This window comes from Streptomyces sp. NPDC037083 (assembly GCF_055606485.1).
Map to the genome: position 1 here is coordinate 125,602 of NZ_JBVJSQ010000016.1, position 16,267 is coordinate 141,868.

The 16,267-nt window shown below is 72.7% G+C and carries 16 protein-coding genes; 7 read left to right on the plus strand and 9 right to left on the minus strand.

Translation table 11 applies throughout. From position 1 onward, the window contains the following. Positions 1 to 29: 29 nt before the first annotated feature. Both ACZ7DE_RS34560 and ACZ7DE_RS34565 read left to right on the plus strand, forming a co-directional pair. Positions 30 to 1,886 carry an HSP90 family protein gene (locus ACZ7DE_RS34560; RefSeq protein ID WP_470768210.1) on the plus strand — a complete coding sequence of 619 codons (1,857 nt, stop codon included), beginning with the start codon at positions 30 to 32 and terminating at the stop codon, positions 1,884 to 1,886. After that, the gene (locus ACZ7DE_RS34565) at positions 1,886 to 4,873 is read left to right on the plus strand and encodes a tetratricopeptide repeat protein (RefSeq protein WP_470768212.1); all 2,988 of its coding nucleotides are present in this window, start codon (positions 1,886 to 1,888) and stop codon (positions 4,871 to 4,873) included. Before ACZ7DE_RS34560 ends, ACZ7DE_RS34565 begins: the two co-directional genes overlap by 1 nt. A 60-nt stretch (positions 4,874 to 4,933) precedes the next feature. On the opposite strand, the gene ACZ7DE_RS34570 is transcribed toward ACZ7DE_RS34565, so the two are convergent. After that, positions 4,934 to 6,745, minus strand: coding sequence for a DAK2 domain-containing protein (locus tag ACZ7DE_RS34570; RefSeq protein WP_470768214.1), 1,812 nt, complete (start codon positions 6,743 to 6,745; stop codon positions 4,934 to 4,936). A gap of 264 nt (positions 6,746 to 7,009) precedes the next feature. On the opposite strand from ACZ7DE_RS34570, the gene rpmB reads away from it, so the two are divergent. Next, complete coding sequence (gene rpmB, locus ACZ7DE_RS34575) at positions 7,010 to 7,195, plus strand: 50S ribosomal protein L28 (protein ID WP_470768216.1); 186 nt, start codon at positions 7,010 to 7,012, stop codon at positions 7,193 to 7,195. Between the two features lie 229 nt (positions 7,196 to 7,424). Here rpmB and thiD read toward each other — a convergent pair whose 3' ends face one another. Continuing rightward, on the minus strand, positions 7,425 to 8,240 hold the full coding sequence (gene thiD, locus ACZ7DE_RS34580) for a bifunctional hydroxymethylpyrimidine kinase/phosphomethylpyrimidine kinase (protein WP_470768218.1): 816 nt from the start codon (positions 8,238 to 8,240) through the stop codon (positions 7,425 to 7,427). Then, the gene (locus ACZ7DE_RS34585; RefSeq protein WP_470768220.1) at positions 8,237 to 9,202 is read right to left on the minus strand and encodes a thiamine-phosphate kinase; all 966 of its coding nucleotides are present in this window, start codon (positions 9,200 to 9,202) and stop codon (positions 8,237 to 8,239) included. Before ACZ7DE_RS34585 ends, thiD begins: the two co-directional genes overlap by 4 nt. 206 nt (positions 9,203 to 9,408) lie before the next feature. Here ACZ7DE_RS34585 and ACZ7DE_RS34590 point away from each other — a divergent pair, with 206 nt between their 5' ends. Together ACZ7DE_RS34590 and ACZ7DE_RS34595 are read left to right on the plus strand one after the other, a co-directional pair. Beyond that, positions 9,409 to 9,642, plus strand: a complete 234-nt coding sequence (locus tag ACZ7DE_RS34590) for an Lrp/AsnC family transcriptional regulator (protein ID WP_470768222.1) — start codon at positions 9,409 to 9,411, stop codon at positions 9,640 to 9,642. A gap of 20 nt (positions 9,643 to 9,662) precedes the next feature. After that, positions 9,663 to 10,145: a DUF3515 domain-containing protein gene (locus ACZ7DE_RS34595; protein ID WP_470768224.1), complete on the plus strand. Its 483-nt coding sequence runs from the start codon at positions 9,663 to 9,665 to the stop codon at positions 10,143 to 10,145. Positions 10,146 to 10,248: 103 nt separating this feature from the next. Here ACZ7DE_RS34595 and ACZ7DE_RS34600 read toward each other — a convergent pair whose 3' ends face one another. The 3 genes from ACZ7DE_RS34600 to ACZ7DE_RS34610 are packed head-to-tail and all read right to left on the minus strand — an operon-like array spanning position 10,249 to position 13,264. Continuing rightward, on the minus strand, positions 10,249 to 11,406 hold the full coding sequence (locus ACZ7DE_RS34600; RefSeq protein WP_470768226.1) for a D-alanine--D-alanine ligase family protein: 1,158 nt from the start codon (positions 11,404 to 11,406) through the stop codon (positions 10,249 to 10,251). A gap of 59 nt (positions 11,407 to 11,465) precedes the next feature. Continuing rightward, entirely contained in the window at positions 11,466 to 12,476 is a 1,011-nt protein-coding gene (locus ACZ7DE_RS34605) for an NAD(P)H-dependent glycerol-3-phosphate dehydrogenase (protein ID WP_470768228.1), read from the minus strand. Further along, positions 12,473 to 13,264, minus strand: a complete 792-nt coding sequence (locus tag ACZ7DE_RS34610; RefSeq protein WP_470768230.1) for a lysophospholipid acyltransferase family protein — start codon at positions 13,262 to 13,264, stop codon at positions 12,473 to 12,475. The genes ACZ7DE_RS34605 and ACZ7DE_RS34610 overlap by 4 nt, the downstream gene beginning before the upstream one ends. Positions 13,265 to 13,427: 163 nt before the next feature. Here ACZ7DE_RS34610 and cofC point away from each other — a divergent pair, with 163 nt between their 5' ends. Both cofC and ACZ7DE_RS34620 read left to right on the plus strand, forming a co-directional pair. Beyond that, positions 13,428 to 14,066: a 2-phospho-L-lactate guanylyltransferase gene (gene cofC / locus ACZ7DE_RS34615; protein ID WP_470768232.1), complete on the plus strand. Its 639-nt coding sequence runs from the start codon at positions 13,428 to 13,430 to the stop codon at positions 14,064 to 14,066. 9 nt (positions 14,067 to 14,075) lie between these two features. Next, the gene (locus tag ACZ7DE_RS34620) at positions 14,076 to 14,285 is read left to right on the plus strand and encodes a hypothetical protein (RefSeq protein ID WP_470768234.1); all 210 of its coding nucleotides are present in this window, start codon (positions 14,076 to 14,078) and stop codon (positions 14,283 to 14,285) included. Between the two features lie 72 nt (positions 14,286 to 14,357). On the opposite strand, the gene ACZ7DE_RS34625 is transcribed toward ACZ7DE_RS34620, so the two are convergent. The 3 genes from ACZ7DE_RS34625 to leuD all read right to left on the minus strand — a co-directional run bounded on the left by ACZ7DE_RS34625 (position 14,358) and on the right by leuD (position 16,263). Next, the gene (locus ACZ7DE_RS34625; RefSeq protein ID WP_470768236.1) at positions 14,358 to 15,026 is read right to left on the minus strand and encodes an HU family DNA-binding protein; all 669 of its coding nucleotides are present in this window, start codon (positions 15,024 to 15,026) and stop codon (positions 14,358 to 14,360) included. A 138-nt stretch (positions 15,027 to 15,164) separates the two neighbouring features. Beyond that, entirely contained in the window at positions 15,165 to 15,395 is a 231-nt protein-coding gene (locus tag ACZ7DE_RS34630) for an SCO5555 family protein (protein ID WP_107441749.1), read from the minus strand. Positions 15,396 to 15,669: 274 nt separating this feature from the next. Then, positions 15,670 to 16,263, minus strand: a complete 594-nt coding sequence (leuD, locus tag ACZ7DE_RS34635; RefSeq protein WP_470768239.1) for a 3-isopropylmalate dehydratase small subunit — start codon at positions 16,261 to 16,263, stop codon at positions 15,670 to 15,672. Between the last annotated feature and the right edge of the window lie 4 nt (positions 16,264 to 16,267).

The following is a 16,267-nucleotide window of genomic DNA, read 5'->3' on the forward strand; positions in this document are numbered from 1 at the left end:
GCTCCTCCCCAGCCCGCGGCGCTGCAGCGATGGACTCCCAGACCTCACAGTCATCCCAGGCATCCCCGTCACCTCACACGTTCCAGGTCGACCTGCGTGGTCTGGTGGACCTGCTGTCCCATCACCTCTACTCGAGTCCCCGGGTCTATCTGCGCGAGCTGCTGCAGAACGCGGTGGACGCCATCACCGCGCGGCGGGCCGAGGAGCCCGACGCCCCGGCCCGGGTACGGCTGTTCGCGGCGGACGGGCGGCTGCGGGTGGAGGACTCCGGTATCGGTCTCACCGAGGCCGACGTGCACGGCCTGCTGGCGACGATCGGGCGCAGTTCCAAGCGCGCGGAAGGCCTGCAGGACGTCCGTTCGGACTTCCTCGGGCAGTTCGGCATCGGGCTGCTGGCCTGTTTCGTGGTCGCCGAGCGGATCCGGGTGGTCAGCCGCAGCGCACGGACGCCCAACGCGCCGCCCGTGGAGTGGACGGCGCGCGACGACGGCTCGTACACGGTGCGGACGCTGCCCCACGAGGAGCGCCCCGAGCCGGGCACCACCGTGCATCTGGTGGCGCGGGCCGGCGCCGCGGAGTGGCTGGCCGAGCCGCGGGTGCTGGAGCTGGCGCGGGACTTCGGGTCGCTGCTGCCGTACGACGTCCGGGTGGGCGAGGAGGCGGTCACCGATCTGCCCGCGCCCTGGGACCGGGCGTACCCCTCCCCCGCCAACCGGCGGGTGGCGCTGGCCCGGCACTGTCACGAGCTGTTCGGCTTCACGCCGTTGGACTCGGTCGAGCTGGACGTTCCGCTGGCGGGGATCCGCGGGGTGGCGTACGTGCTGCCGTCGGCGGTGAGCCCCGCGCAGCGCGCCGGGCACCGGGTGCACCTCAAGGGCATGCTGCTGACCGAGCGGGGCGAACAGCTGCTGCCCGACTGGGCGTTCTTCGTGCGCTGCGTCCTGGACACCGACAGTCTGCGGCCGACGGCCTCGCGGGAGTCGCTGTACGAGGACGAGACGCTGGCCGCGGTGCGGGAGGCGCTGGGCGAGCGGATCCGGTCGTGGCTGACGGGGCTGGCCGCCGGCGATCCGGAGCGGCTCGCGGCCTTCCTGGCGGTGCACCACCTGGGCGTGAAGTCGCTGGCGCGGCACGACCGGGAGATGCTGCGCACGATGCTGCCGTGGCTGCCCTTCGAGACGACCGACGGGCGGCTGTCGCTGGAGGAGTTCGCGCAGCGCCACCCGGTGGTGCACTTCACCCGGACCGTGGAGGAGTACCGGCAGGTCGCGCCGATCGCGTCCGCGCAGGGCGTCGGGGTGATCAACGGCGGTTACACGTACGACAGCGAGCTGGTGGAGGCGCTGCCGTCGGTGCGGCCGGGGACGGTGGTCGCCGAGCTGGACGCGGACACGGTGACGGCGCACCTGGACGCCGTCGACCCCGCGGACGAGCTGGCCCTGACCGGTTTCCTGGCGGCCGCGCGGGCGAAGCTGGACCCGCTGGGCTGTGACGTCGTCCTGCGGGCCTTCCATCCGCTGTCGGTGCCCGCGCTGCATCTCGACGACCGGGCGGCCCGGCACGAGCAGGCGCGCGCGGACGCGGAGGCGCGGGCCGACGACCTGTGGGCGGGCATCCTGGGCTCGTTGCGCGGGAGCGCCCCACGCGCGCGTCTGGTGCTCAACCATCTCAACCCGCTGATCCGGCGGATCAGTTCGCTGAGCGATCCGGAGCTGGTCGGCACCGCCACGGAGTCGCTGTACGGGCAGGCGCTGCTGATGGCACAGCGCCCGTTGCGGCCGGCGGACTCGGCGCTGCTGAACCGGGCGTTCATCGGGCTCCTGGAATGGGCCACACACGGCGAGCCGGCCCCCGGGGAGTCGGCGCAGGGACAGGAGGGTCACTGATGAGCGGGATCACGGACTTCGACTCCCTTCGCCGGGCGATGGCGGAGAACGGCGAGCAGCCGGAGGGGCCGGCCCGCAACGCGCGCGCGGAGCAACTGCTGCTGGAGGCCGAGAAGCTGAACATCCCGCTCGCCGTGATCGAGGCGCTCGGGCACCAGCTGAAGGTCTACAACTACAGCTCCGAGAAGGCGAAGATGTTCGTCCCCTTCGCGCGGCTGCTGCGCATGTGGGACGAGCGGCCGGAGGACTTCGACGAGTACGAGACGCATTCGCTGCACTGGGTCTTCAAGTGGATGTCGGCGGGCATGCTCGACCAGCCGCACGTGCCGCTGGCGTCGGTGGAGAAGTGGCTCGGCGAGATGGAGCACCGTTACCGGCTCGCCGGGCACTCCGAGCGCGCGGTGCGCAGCGCCGAGTTCAGCGTGGCCGCGCACGTGGGGGACGTGGAGCGGGCCGAGCGGGCGTTCACCGCCTGGCTGGCGGCGGACCGGGACGCCATGGCGGACTGCCACGCGTGCGAGCTGCACGGGCAGGGCTGGTGGCAGGCGGAGCGGGGCCGGGACGCGGAGGCGCTGAAGGTGTGGGCGCCGGTCCTGGACGGCGCGTACACATGCGCGCACGAGCCGCACACCGTGCTCGCGTCCTCCCTGCTGCCGCTGCTGCGGCTGGGCCGCCTGGACGAGGCCCGCGCCCACCATCTGCGGGGCTTCCGGCTGGTGCGGCCCATGGAGTCGATGCGGGGCGCCTACGCCGACCACGTCGAGTTCTGTGCGCTGACCGGCAACGAGGCGCGGGGGCTCGAGCTGCTGGCGGAGCGGCCCGCGTACTTCACGGACGAGGGGCACCCGCGCAGCAAGCTGGAGTTCCTGAGCGTGGTGGTGCTGCTCATGGGGCGCCTGTGCGAGCTGGGGCTCGGCGGCCGGCGGGTGCCGGGGGCGGCCGGGCGGGAGTGGACGGCCGTCGAACTCGCGGACCACGCGCGCGCGCAGGCACTCGCGCTGGCCGCGCGCTTCGACGAGCGCAACGGCACGTCCCACGTCAGCGAGCGGGCCCGCGCGCGGATGACGCAGCGGCCCCTGGTGGAGCGGCTGCCCCTGGGGATACGGGCCGCGCACCCGGTGTCCGCCGCGACCGCGCCGTCGCCGTCGGCCCCGGCCCCGGCTTCGCCTTCGACCACGGCCGGGGGCTCCGGCGAGCAGGACCCGGCGGCTCTGGTCGCCGAGGCCCGGCGGCTGTCGGACACGCTCCAGCCGCACGCCGTCGAGGCGTGGGCGCGGGCGGCCCGAGCGGCCGCCGGAGAGGGCGTGGAGCTCGCGGCGCGCGACCGCGCGGAGATCGCCGACCACGAGGCGATCGGTCTCGGCCCGGAGGGCGCGGCGACGTTCGAGCTGGCGGCCGAGCTGTACGCGCGGGCGGGCGACCCCGGCGAGGCCCTGGCGGCACGCGCGCGTGCCGCCTATGTGCGCGCGCTCGCCGGCGAGGTCGACGAGGCGCTCGCGGCCGTCGCCGGCCCCTACGACCGTGTCCTTGCGCTGTACGCCGACGGCGGCACGGAGGTGCCGCAGGCCGCCGGCGTGCTGATGGCGCGGGCACGGATCCTGATGCGGCGCGTCCACGAGGCCGACGGGCCTGCCGACGAGGCCGTCCTGACGGCGGCGGAGGCGGCCGTACGGGAGCTTCTGGCACTGGTGGAGGGCCGGGCGGGGAACGACGTGCGGCTCGCCGCCCGGGTCGCCGAGGGCCGTGCGATGCTCGCGGAGCTGGCGGTGCGGTCCGGGGACGCCGAAACGGGCGTCGAACTGTTCGCGCGGGCCGCGGCCGAGTTCGTCGAGGCGGGTCTGCCGTGGTTCGCCGTGGAGTACGAGGCCCGGCTGGCCGGTCTCGCCCACCAGCTGGACGACATGGTGGAGGCGGAGCGGGCGCTACGGGCGGCCCTGGAACACGGCGGGCCGTTCCTGGAGGCCGTGGGGCGGGCCCAGCTGCATCTCCAGCTCGCGGAGGTGGTCGGGGGCCGGGGGCAGGCCGAGGAGGCCGCCGAGCACGCCCTGGAGGCGGCTCACTGGGCCGACGAGGCGGGCGTGGGCCCGACGTTCGGCGCGTGGGCGCGGCACCAGCTCGGCGGCTACCTCGTGCGGCAGGGCCGCTGGGCCGAGGCCGCGGAGGTGCTGGAGTCGGCGCTGGCGGACCTGAGCGCCGAGACCCACGGCGACGGCGCGGTCGTCCAGACGCAGTGGTGGCTGGGCGACTGTCTGAGCGAGCTCGGGGAGCACCGGGAAGCCGCCGAACGCCGGCTGCGGGCCGCCGAGATCGCCCGCCACTGGCCCGAGCAGCACGACCACGCGACCCTGGCCCATCTGGCCGCCGAGTCGCTCGGCCAGGCCGGCCTGCACACCGAGGCGGACCGGGCGTACGCGCGCGCCGGCGAGCTGTGGCGCGAGCTCGGCAACGTCCACGGCCTGGTCCGCTCCCTGCGGGCCCGCGCCTGGCTGGCGTTGCGCGCCGGGGACGGCACGGGCTCGGCGCGCGAGCTGATGACGGCAGCCCTGGAGGAGTGCGCGGACGCGTTCGACGCGGCGGACGACGACGAGGGGCGCCGACGGCTCGTCGCCGAACTCGGCCACACCCACCGGCAGTTCGGGGATCTGCTGGCACGTTCCGCCGCCGAGGACGCCGACGACGACACCATCCGGGCCGCCCTGGACGAGGCGCTGTCCCAGATGGCCGAGGCCGTCGCGGTCTTCGTCGCCCTGGGCGACGACGCCCTGCACGCCCGGAACGGCGCGGAGCTGGCCGCCGGCTGGCTGGAGAGCGACCTGGGGCGCCCTGCGCAGGCAGCTGCACGCGCGCGTGCGGTGCTGCGCTCCTATGCGGACGCCGAAGGCGGCGGACCGGGCGGCGGCGAACCGGACGAGGACGAGACGATACGGGCGCGGCGGGCCGAAGCGGAGCAGTTGCTGCAGGTGGCGGAGGAACAGAAGGACCGCTGACCGGTTCCTCGGCCTGCTCCGCCCGCCCCCGGGGCTCCCCTGCTCCACCCGGGACGGCGGCTACTCGACCCCGATGAGCAGCAGGGCTCCCTGCCGTCCGCCCCGGTACACCACCGTGTCGACGGCGAGGTACGCCTCCCGCACCCGTGCCTGAAGGTGCTCGGCGATGCCCGCGGGGGCCTCGTCGCCGAGCACGAGGGTGACGAGTTCGCCGCCGGCCGACAGCATGCGGTTCAGGACGGTCTCGGCGGTGGCGGTCACGTCGGAGCCGATGACGGCCACGTCGCCGTCGACGAGGCCGAGGACGTCGCCGGCCTGGCAGATGCCGGCCATGGTCCACGACTGGCGCTCGGCGACGACGACCTCGGCGTGCCGGGTCGCGCCGGCCGCCGAGGTCATCGAGACGACGTCCTCGTCGAAGCGGCGGTCCGGCTCGTGGACGGCGAGCGCGGCGATCCCCTGGACCGCGGAACGGGTCGGGATCAGGGCCACCCGGATGCCCTCCGTGCGGGCCTGCGCGGCGGCCGCCGCGGCGGTGTGGCGCAGATCGGCGTCGTTGGGCAGCAGCACGACCTCGCGCGCGTGGGCCCGTCGTACGGCCTCGACGAGTTCCCCGCTGGCGGGCGGCTCCCCGGGGCGCGCGAGCACGGTGGTCGCGCCCGCCTCGCCGTACAGCCCGGCCAGCCCCTCGCCGGGCACGACGGCGACGACCGCGCGCTGGACGCGCTCACGGGGGGGACGCTCGCTCCCGCGCGTGTGCGCGTCGCCGACGCCGAAGTGCGTGATGCGGATCCGGTAGGGCCGGCCCGCCTCGACGCCGGCCTCCACGGCGGCGCCGGCGTCGTCCACGTGCACATGGACGTTCCACAGGCCGTCGCCGCCCACCACCACGAGCGAGTCGCCCAGGTCGTCCAGCCGCTGTCGCAGCCGCGCCACCGCCGCGTCCCCGGCCTCCAGCAGATAGATCACCTCGAAGGCGGGGCCGCCCTCGCCGTCCGGCCCGTCGGCGCAGTCCTCCACGCCCTCCTCCGCGCTTTCCCCGGCGCCGTCCCTCCGGACCGGCTCCACGCGCGCGTGCCTCTCCGGCACGGATCCGGAGGCGGATCCGGGAGCAGCCACGGATCCGCCTCCGGGAGCGGCTGCGGCCAGGCCCCTGGCCGGCGCCCCGGACAGCCCGGGCGTCTCTCCGGTGAACGTCTCCACCAGCGCCGCGAGCACCGCGACCAGGCCCCGGCCGCCCGCGTCGACCACTCCGGCTTGCTCCAGGACGGCCAGCTGCCCCGGGGTCGCGGCGAGCGCCGCGCAGGCCCCCTGGTAGGCGGCGCGGGCGACCGTCCCGCAGTCGTCCTGCGTCCCGTGCGCCGGCTCCGCCCGCTCGGCGGCGTCCGCGGCCGCCGAGGCGACCGACAGGACCGTGCCCTCGACGGGGTGGGCGACGGCCTGGCGGGCGGAGTCGGCCGCGCGGCGAAGGGCCAGGCGCAGCCCCTGTCCGTCGGTGTGAGCTGCGTCGCCCTCGGCGGCGAGCACCTGGGACATGCCGCGCAGCAGCTGCGCGAGGATCGTCCCCGAGTTCCCGCGCGCCCCGATGAGCGCGCCGTGCGCCATCGCGCGCGCGGCGTCGGCCAGGGCGGGCTTCCCGGCGGACGCGGAGCCGGCCTCGTACCCGGCCTCGTACCCGGCGAAGACGGCCTCGACGGCGGTCGCCGCCGACTCGACGGTCAGGTACAGGTTGGTGCCGGTGTCCCCGTCCGCGACCGGGTAGACGTTGATCGCGTCGATCTCCTCGCGCGCCCGGCCCAGCGCCATGAGCGCGAGGCCGCACCAGGTGCGCACCGCGAGAGCATCGAAGAATGTCTGCGGCACCTGCGCCACCTGCGCCTCCTTGAGCTGCTGGACTGGACGCAGCGTAGACCCCGGGCCCGCGTCAGCCGGAAACAGGTGGGCCGGGGGCGGGCGCAGGGCCCTGAGCAGCCATGGTAGTTTCGTTGTACTGGCGCAGTCGTTGTATGCTGCTCCGGTTGCCCGATCCGCATCGGGCCATCCCCCTGGCAGCGCCACTCAGATCTCAGATCCTAGATCCTGATCCCGGCATGCCGGGATCATCCGTAAGTGCATCTGAAGTCTTTGGAGTGACCCGTGGCTGCCAACTGCGACGTCTGTGGCAAGGGGCCGAGCTTCGGCAACAACATCTCGTTTTCGCACCGCCGTACGTCTCGTCGCTGGAACCCGAACATCCAGCGCGTTCGTACCGTGGTCGGCGGGACGCCGAAGCGCCTGAACGCTTGCACCTCGTGCATCAAGGCCGGCAAGGTCTCGCGCTGACGCACAGCTAAGCGCGCGGCCACTGCTGGTTCGCTGCATCGAGCCGGTCCACCTCGTGGGGGCCGGCTTTTTGCTGTGCCCGTTTTCCTGTCGGCTGCCCGCCTCACGGCCGAGAGCGACCTTCCCGAGCGGATCACCGACGGGTTTCTCCAGCGGATCACCGACGGGTTCCTCGAGCGGATCACCCACGGGCTCCTCGAGCGGATCACTGACGGGCCGGGGCCGGGCGTCAGACTGTCCGGTCGTTCCGGGTGAGATCCCAGCCGTGGTCCACGGGCCCGATGCCCCCGCCGAGTGCGAACCCGGCGGCGACGGCCCCGGTGACGTACCTCTTGGCCGCCGTCACCGCCTCCGGCACGGACTGCCCCTTCCCCAGCTGCGAGGCGATCGCCGACGCGAGCGTGCAGCCGGTGCCGTGCGTGTGCCGGTTGTCATGCCGGGGCGCGCGCAGCCAGCGCTCCTCGGCGCCGTCCGTCAGCAGGTCCACGGCGTCGCCCGGGAGATGGCCGCCCTTGATCAGCACCCAGCGCGGCCCGTACTCCAGCACCGCGGCCGCCGCGCCCCTGAGCTGCTCCTCCGACTCGACCTGGACGCCGGTCAGTTGGGCCACCTCGTCGAGGTTCGGGGTGGCGACGGTGGCGAGCGGCAGCAGCTTCGTCCGCACCGAGTCCAGAGCGGAGGCGGCCAGCAGCGGATCGCCGTGCTTGGACACGCCGACCGGGTCGACGACGACCGCGGCGGCGGTGCCCGCGATCAACTCGGCGACTGTCTCGACGAGTTCGGCCGAGGCGAGCATGCCCGTCTTCACGGCCTGGACGCCGATGTCGTCGACGACGCTGCGGTACTGGGCCCGCACCGCCTCCGCGGGCAGCTCCCAAGCCCCCTGCACGCCGAGGGAGTTCTGCGCGGTGACGGCCGTGATCACGCTCATGCCGTGCACGCCGAGGGCGAGCATCGTCTTCAGGTCGGCCTGGATCCCGGCCCCGCCGCCGGAGTCGGAGCCGGCGACGGTCAGCACGCGGGGAGGCGCCCCGTACGCGCTCACGGCTCCATGTCCCCGAAGTGGTCCCAGCCGCCCTTGCTGGTCCATGGCGCCCCGTCGACCGTCACCTGGGGCAGGGCCGAGGGGTTGAGGACCTCGCCGATCACCTTCCAGCGGGCGGGAAGCTTCACGTCCGGCGGGAAGGTCGCCACGATCGCGTGGTCCTCGCCCCCGGTGAGCACCCACTGGATGGGATCGACGCCGACGGCCTGTCCGATGTCGTTCATCTGCGTCGGGATGTCTATGGCGCCGGAGCGGATGTCGATGCGGACCTTGCTGGCCTCCGCGATGTGCCCGAGGTCGGCGATGAGCCCGTCGCTGACGTCGCACATCGCCGTCGCGCCGAGCCCGGCGGCCGCGGGACCCGCGTGGTACGGCGGTTCGGGGCGGCGGTGGGCCTCGACGAAGGCGCGGGGCGAGCGGAAGCCGCGGGAGAGGACCGCGTAACCGGCGGCGGACCAGCCCAGCCAGCCGGTCACCGCGACCAGGTCGCCGGGCTGGGCGCCGCCCCGGGTGACCGGCTCCTGGTTGCGCAGGTCGCCGAGGGCCGTGATCGACACCATGATCATGTCACCGCGCACGACGTCTCCGCCGACCACGGAGGCGCCGGCGACCTGGCACTCGTCCCGCAGTCCGTCCATCATCTCGGACGGCCAGGTGACCGGCAGTTCGGCGGGCACGACGAGGCCGAGCAGCAGGGCCGTCGGCACCGCGCCCATGGCGGCGATGTCGGCGAGGTTCTGCGCGGCGGCCTTGCGGCCGACGTCGTAGGCCGTGGACCAGTCGCGGCGGAAGTGCCGGCCCTCCAGCAGGATGTCGGTGCTGGCCACGACCCTGCGGTCGGGTGCGGCGACCACCGCGGCGTCGTCGCCGGGGCCGACCCGGACCGCGGGGGTGGTGGTGAGACGGGAGGTGAGCTCCCTGATGAGCCCGAACTCCCCGAGCTCACCAACAGTGCCCTTCATTACCCTTTGGCCCCTTCTGTACCTGTCCGTGCCCGGTCGCGCATACCCAGTGTCCTCGATACGGTCGAGACAGCCGTCAACTTCCGTCGTGCCTGGACCCCGGCGCGCGAGCCGTGGTCCGCGCAGGTCTCCCCGCGGCGAGCGGCGACGCGATACCGTGGCGTTCCTTTTCCCCACATGATCCTCGTGGCCGCCCTGGAGGTTCCGTGGTACAGGCGTACATCCTGATCCAGACGGACGTCGGCAAAGCGTCGACCGTCGCCGAGGAGATCAGCAAAATCCCTGGCGTCGTCCAGGCCGAGGACGTTACGGGACCGTACGACGTGATCGTGCGGGCCCAGGCCGACACGGTGGACGACCTCGGCCGCATGGTGGTCGCCAAGGTCCAGCAGGTGGACGGGATCACCCGTACCCTGACCTGCCCGGTCGTGCATCTGTAGCCCCCGTCTAACCTTGGCCGGTGAACCTTTTCCGTCACCGGCCCATCGGCCTGCCCGTGCTCGCCCTCCTGCTCGCTGCGGTGGGCTGCTCCTCAGCAGACGGTGACACGTCGGCGGCGGTTCCCAGTCCGTCGGCAACGGTCACCGAGCTGTGCCGAAAACTGGACGAGGCGCTGCCGTCCACCGTGGACGAACTCGACCGCCGGGACCCCTCGCCCGCGTCCGCGCTGACCGCGGGCTGGGGGAACCCGGCGATCATACTGCGCTGCGGTGTCGAACGACCCGCGAGGATGAGCGACCCCGAGGCCGACGGGGTCGAGGTGAACGGGGTGGGGTGGCTGCTGGAGAAGCAGGACGGCGGATCGTTCCGGTTCACCACCACCCTGCGCAGGGCGTACGTCGAGGTGACGATCCCGAAGGACCGCACGGGCGACGGCATGGCGCCGCTCGTCGACGTCGCCTCAGCCGTCAGGAATGCGATCCCGGAAGGGATCGCCGACTAGACCCCAGCCGGGATCGAGCCCGGGACCACTCCCGGACCCTGCCCCGGATCGCTCCCGAACCGGTCCGGGAGCGATCACGGAGCGATCCGGGAGCGCTCGCGGATCAGCGCAGACCCGTCGGCCTGCGCAGCGCCGCCTGCACCAGGCGGTCCACCAGTTCCGGATAGCCGATCCCGCTCGCCTGCCACATCTGGGGGTACATCGAGATGGGCGTGAAGCCGGGCATCGTGTTGATCTCGTTGATGACGAACTCGCCCTCCTCCGTGAGGAAGAAGTCCGCGCGGACCAGGCCCTCGCAGGAGGCCGCCTCGAAGGCGTCCACGGCCAGGCGCTGCACGTCCGCCGTCTCCTCGGGCGTCAGCGGGGCCGGGACGACACCGGGGGTCGAGTCGATGTACTTCGCGTCGAAGTCGTAGTACGCGTGCGCGTCCGGCGGCGGGATCTCGGCCGGGAGGGAGGCGCGGGGGCCGTCCTCGAACTCCAGGACGCCGCACTCGATCTCGCGGCCCCGCAGCGCCGCCTCGACCAGGATCTTCGGGTCGTGACGCCGGGCCTCGACGATCGCCTCGTCGAGCCCGGACAGGTCGTCGACCTTGGTGATGCCGATGGACGAGCCGGCGCGCGCGGGCTTCACGAAGAGCGGCCAGCCGTGCTCGCCCGCGAAGTCGACGATCTTCTTGCGGGCGGCCGACTCGTCCTGCTCCCACTCGCGCGGCCGGATCACCACGTACGGGCCGACCTTGAGCCCGAAGGAGGTGAACACCCGCTTCATGTACTCCTTGTCCTGGCCGACGGCCGAGGCGAGCACGCCCGCGCCGACGTACGGGACGCCGGAGAGCTCCAGCAGACCCTGCAGGGTGCCGTCCTCCCCGTAGGGGCCGTGCAGCACCGGGAAGACGACGTCGACCTCGCCGAGCGCCTTGGGCACCGACCCGGCCTCGTAGTAGACGACTTCGCGGTTGGCGGGGTCGACGGGGAGCACCACGCCGCCGTCCCGCGACTCGGCGAGTTCGTCGACGTCCGGCGTACGGCGGTCGGTGATCGCCATGCGCTCGGGCTCGTCGGCGGTGAGGAACCAGCGGCCCTCGCGCGTGATGCCGATCGGCAGGACCTCGTACTTGGTCCGGTCGATGGCCCTGAGGACCGCGCCGGCGGTGACCACGGAGATCCCGTGCTCGGAGCTGCGGCCGCCGAAGACGACGGCAACCCGCGGCTTGCGGTGGGGCTGCTGAGGGCTCTGGGGGAGGTTCTCGGTGCTCATATCGGCTTGAGAGTACCCGGTGGTAGTGCCGGGAGTCAGCGTCCGCCCGCCGGGGTCGCTCAGCGTCGTTCCGGCTTCGCGCTGCGCGACATCAGCTCCTTGAGGGCGACCACCGGAGGCTTGCCCTCGTGGACGATGCCGACGACCGTCTCGGTGATCGGCATGTCGACGCCGTGCCGGCGGGCCAGATCCAGCACCGACTCACAGGACTTGACGCCCTCGGCGGTCTGCCGGGTGACCGCGATCGTCTCCTGCAGGGTCATGCCCTTGCCGAGGTTGGTGCCGAAGGTGTGGTTGCGGGACAGCGGCGAGGAGCAGGTCGCCACCAGGTCACCGAGTCCGGCGAGGCCGGAGAAGGTGAGCGGGTCCGCGCCCATCGCCAGGCCCAGCCGGGTGGTCTCGGCGAGGCCGCGCGTGATCAGCGAGCCCTTGGCGTTGTCGCCCAGCCCCATGCCGTCGGCGATGCCGACCGCGAGGCCGATGACGTTCTTCACCGCGCCGCCCAGCTCGCAGCCCACCACGTCGGTGTTGGTGTAGGGCCGGAAGTACGGCGTGTGGGAGACGGCCTGGAGCTTGCGGGCCACCGCCTCGTCGGTGCAGGCGACCACGGCCGCGGCCGGCATGCGGGAGGCGATCTCCTTGGCGAGGTTGGGGCCGGTGACCACGGCGATCCGGCCCTGGCCCACCTTCGCGACGTCCTCGATCACCTCGCTCATCCGCATGGTCGTACCGAGCTCGACGCCCTTCATCAACGACACCAGGACGGTGTCCGGGGCGAGCAGCGGCGTCCAGTCGGCGAGGTTGGCGCGCAGCGTCTGCGAGGGGATCGCGAGAACGGTGAAGTCGGCGCCGTCGGCCGCCTCGGCCGGGTCGGCGGTCGCCCGCAGGTTCGCGGGGAGTTCGACGCCGGGGAGGTAGTCGGGGTTGGTGCGCGTGGAGTTGACCGCGTCGGCGAGCTCTGCGCGGCGCGCCCACAGCGTCACCTCGCAGCCCGCGTCGGCGAGGACGGCGCCGAAGGCGGTCCCCCATGATCCGGTGCCGAAGACGGCCGCCTTCACGGACTTGCTCACTTGCTGCTCTCCCCCTCGTGACGGATGTGCGCGGGGCCGGCCTCGGCGCCGGTCTGCGCCTGGGTGCGACGGCGCTGCTCGATCCGCTCGCGACGCGGGTCGTAGGGCGTCTCGGGCGCCTTCTCGCCGCGGATCTCCTCCAGCTGGACGGTGATGGCCGCCATGATGACCTCCGTCGCCTCCTTCAGGAGTTCCGGGGTCATCTCGTGGCCGTAGAACCGCGTGAGATCCACGGGCGGGCCCGCGAGCACATGGTGGGTCTTGCGCGGAAGGAGGTTGGGCTTCTTGGCGTACGGCGGCAGCAGTTCGTTGGCGCCCCACTGGGCGACGGGGATCACCGGGCACTTGGTCTGCAGGGCGACGCGCGCGGCGCCGGTCTTGGCGGTCATGGGCCAGCCGTCCGGGTCCCGGGTCAGGGTGCCCTCGGGGTAGAACGCGACGCACTCGCCGCGCTCCACGGCCTCGATCGCGGCGCGGAAGGCGCTGAGCGCGTCCGTGCTCTCGCGGTAGACGGGGATCTGTCCGGTGCCGCGCATCGCGGCACCGACGAATCCCTCCTTGAAAAGCCCGCTCTTCGCGAGGAATCGCGGCACCCGTCCGGTGTTGTACTGAAAGTGCGCGTACGCGAAGGGGTCGACATGCGAATTGTGGTTCACCGCGGTGATAAATCCACCCTCGGCCGGAATGTGCTCCATTCCGCGCCAGTCCCGCTTGATCAGAACCACCAGCCAGGGTTTGCAGAGGACCGCTGCGAAGCGGTACCAGAAGCCGATTCTGCGGCGGGGCACGCGGACACCTTCCTCTAGGACTTCCCAAGGCCTGCTCCCCGGCCTGGGGCCGCACAAGTGTCGCCCCGGGCCGCCGGTCTGTCGAGAACACCGTACGCCCGCCCGCCCGCCCGGCGGATGGGCCGGGTGACAATGGCCGCGACGAGAGAGGGACGGTACGCCGGTGCAGTGGACGTTGGTCATACCCCTGAAGCCCTTGGCGCTGGCCAAGAGCAGGCTCGCGGACACCGCCGCAGACGGGCTGCGCCCCGGGCTCGCCCTCGCCTTCGCCGAGGACACCGTGGCCGCCGCGCTGGCCTCGGGCGCGGTGCGCGATGTGGCCGTGATCACGGACGACGCCCTGGCCGCGCGCACCCTGGCGGCACTGGGCGCGCGGATCGTCCCGGACGAGCCGCGCGCGGGCCTCAACGCCGCGCTGGCGCACGGGGCGGCCACCGTACGCGCATTTCGGTCCGACTCCCCGCTCGCGGCCCTCAACGCCGACCTGCCGGCGCTGCGCCCGCCGGAATTGGCTCGCGTCCTGGACGCGGCCGCCGCATTCCCCCGCGCTTTCCTCCCGGACGCGGCCGCGATCGGCACCACGCTTCTCACCGCCGCACCGGGCCGTGAATTGCTGCCCGCATTCGGCGCGGATTCACGCGCCCGCCATCACGCGTCCGGAGCGGTGGAACTCCGCCTCGACGCGGTGGATTCCGTCCGCCAGGACGTGGACACCGGCGAGGATCTGCGGGCGGCGCTGGCCCTGGGAGTGGGGCCCCGGACGGCCGCGGCGACCGCACGGCTGCTGATCCCGGGGCAGTAGGCTGCCGTCATGCAGGCGACCGCATACACGTACGACCCCGCCACGCGCAGCGGACAGGTGCTGCTGGACGACGGCACACCGGTGCCCTTCGACGCGCCGGCGTTCGACGCGGGCGGGCTGAGACTGCTGCGGCCCGGGCAGCGGGTGCGGATCGAGACGGAGGGCCCGCAGGACGGCTCCGTCCCCCGGATCACCCTGGTGACGCTGCAGACCTTCTGAGCGGGCTGCGCACACGCCGCGGGCCGGGCTCCGAGAGGGAGTCCGGCCCGGCGTGTGAGTGCCCCTGCTGCCCTACGCCTTGCGGGCGGTGGCCTTCTTGGCGGTGGTCTTGCGCGCGGTCGACTTCTTGGCGGGGGCCTTGGTGGCCGTCGCCTTCTTCGCGGCCGGGGCCTTCTTGGCCGTCGTCTTCTTGGCGGTGGCCGACTTGGCGGCGGTGGTCTTCTTGGCGGCCGCCGTCGTCTTCTTGGTGGTGGCCTTCTTCGCGGTGGTCTTCTTGGCGGTGGCCGTGGTCTTCTTCGCGGCCGGCGTCGTCTTCTTCGCCGTGGCCGTGGTCTTCTTCGCGGCGCCGGCCCTCGTGGCCGTGGTCTTCTTCGCGGCGGCCTTCTTGACCGTGGCGGAAGCACCGCCGGTCAGGCTGCCCTTGGGGGCCTTCTTGACGGCGACCTCGCCGCCGCGGGGGAGCTTCTTCGACCCGCTCACCAGGTCCTTGAAGCCCTGGCCTGCGCGGAAGCGCGGCACGGACGTCTTCTTGACCCGAACCCGCTCGCCCGTCTGGGGGTTGCGAGCGTAGCGGGCCGGCCGGTCGACCTTCTCGAACGAACCGAAGCCGGTGACCGAGACCCGGTCGCCGGCGACGGTCGCGCGGACGATGGCGTCCAGGACCGCGTCGACCGCCTCGGCGGCCTGCTGGCGGCCGCCCAGCTTGTCGGCAATCGCTTCTACGAGCTGCGCCTTGTTCACGTCTTCCCCTTCGGAGACATTAGCCGGAACGAAACTGTTCAAGCTTTTTCGCACGTTAGGCAGATATATACCGCAAATCAAACACGAAACGGGCTAATCACCCTTGTGCCGCAACGAAATCGGCTGTTCCGGAGGCGGTCAGCGCCCCTCTTCGGGCGTTCGCCCCTCGTCGAGGTCCGCCATGAACCGCTCCAGACGCCTTGTCGCATCGGCGAGATCGTGCTTGGCCGCGGCCGTAATGACCAGCAGCTTCCGGGTCAGCGCCATCCGTACGCCCTCCGGGACTTGCAGTGCGCGCACTCTTGTGTGCGCTTCCTTGAGCTGGTTCGCGACCGCCGTATAGAGCTCGAGTTGGCCGTCGTGTTCCATGCACAGATTGTGCCATCTGGGGCGAGTTGTCGCCCGCTCAGGGGGCAACTGCCGCCTCAAACGGCCGTCCGGGCACTTCCGGCGGTCGCGTCCTCATCAGACGCGTACCCCGGCAACAGCCCGCCTAACGTGGGAAGTTGGCAGGCGGGGCGAGCGTGTGCGGGGCCGAACGGGTGCAGAAACAGCCGTACCCCCGATCAGTCCGATCGGGGGTACGGCGGGGGTGTCGCGGTGGCCGAAACTCGACCTGCCCGGGCCTCTCGGGGCCTCGGGGTCAGCCCTGGAGCGTCCTCGGCTTGTACGACGGGCGCTTGGCCTCGTAGGCGGCGATGTCGCCCTCGTTCCGGAGGGTGATGGAGATGTCGTCCAGCCCGTTCAGCAGCCGCCAGCGGGAGTTCTCGTCCAGCTCGAAGGAGGCGGTGATCCCCTCGGCGCGCACCTCGCGGGCCTGCAGGTCGACCGTGATCTCGGCCTGCGGGTCCTTCTCCGTGAGGTCCTGGAGCGCGTCCACGGTCTCCTGCGGGAGAACCACCGTGAGCAGGCCGTTCTTCAGCGAGTTGCCGCGGAAGATGTCGGCGAAGCGGGAGGAGATCACGGTCTTGAAGCCGTAGTTCTGCAGCGCCCAGACGGCGTGCTCACGAGAGGAGCCGGTGCCGAAGTCGGGGCCTGCGACCAGCACGGTCGCGCCCTGCCGCTCGGGGCGGTTGAGGATGAAGTTCCCGTCCTTGCGCCAGGCCTCGAACAGCCCGTCCTCGAACCCGTCCCGCGTGACCTTCTTGAGCCAGTGAGCAGGGATGATCTGGTCGGTGTCGACGTTGGAGCGGCGCAGCGGGACGGCCCGGCCGGTGTGCGTGGTGAATGCTTCCATGACT

What these genes read in the sequence shown, in the direction of transcription:
- ACZ7DE_RS34560 (WP_470768210.1), top strand. Translation starts at nt 30, where the DNA reads ATGGACTCCCAGACCTCACAGTCATCCCAGGCATCCCCGTCACCTCAC.
- ACZ7DE_RS34565 (WP_470768212.1), top strand. Translation starts at nt 1,886, where the DNA reads ATGAGCGGGATCACGGACTTCGACTCCCTTCGCCGGGCGATGGCGGAG.
- ACZ7DE_RS34620 (WP_470768234.1), top strand. Translation starts at nt 14,076, where the DNA reads ATGCAGGCGACCGCATACACGTACGACCCCGCCACGCGCAGCGGACAG.
- leuD (WP_470768239.1), bottom strand. Translation starts at nt 16,263, where the DNA reads ATGGAAGCATTCACCACGCACACCGGCCGGGCCGTCCCGCTGCGCCGC.
- ACZ7DE_RS34600 (WP_470768226.1), bottom strand. Translation starts at nt 11,406, where the DNA reads ATGAGCACCGAGAACCTCCCCCAGAGCCCTCAGCAGCCCCACCGCAAG.
- ACZ7DE_RS34585 (WP_470768220.1), bottom strand. Translation starts at nt 9,202, where the DNA reads ATGAAGGGCACTGTTGGTGAGCTCGGGGAGTTCGGGCTCATCAGGGAG.
- ACZ7DE_RS34630 (WP_107441749.1), bottom strand. Translation starts at nt 15,395, where the DNA reads ATGGAACACGACGGCCAACTCGAGCTCTATACGGCGGTCGCGAACCAG.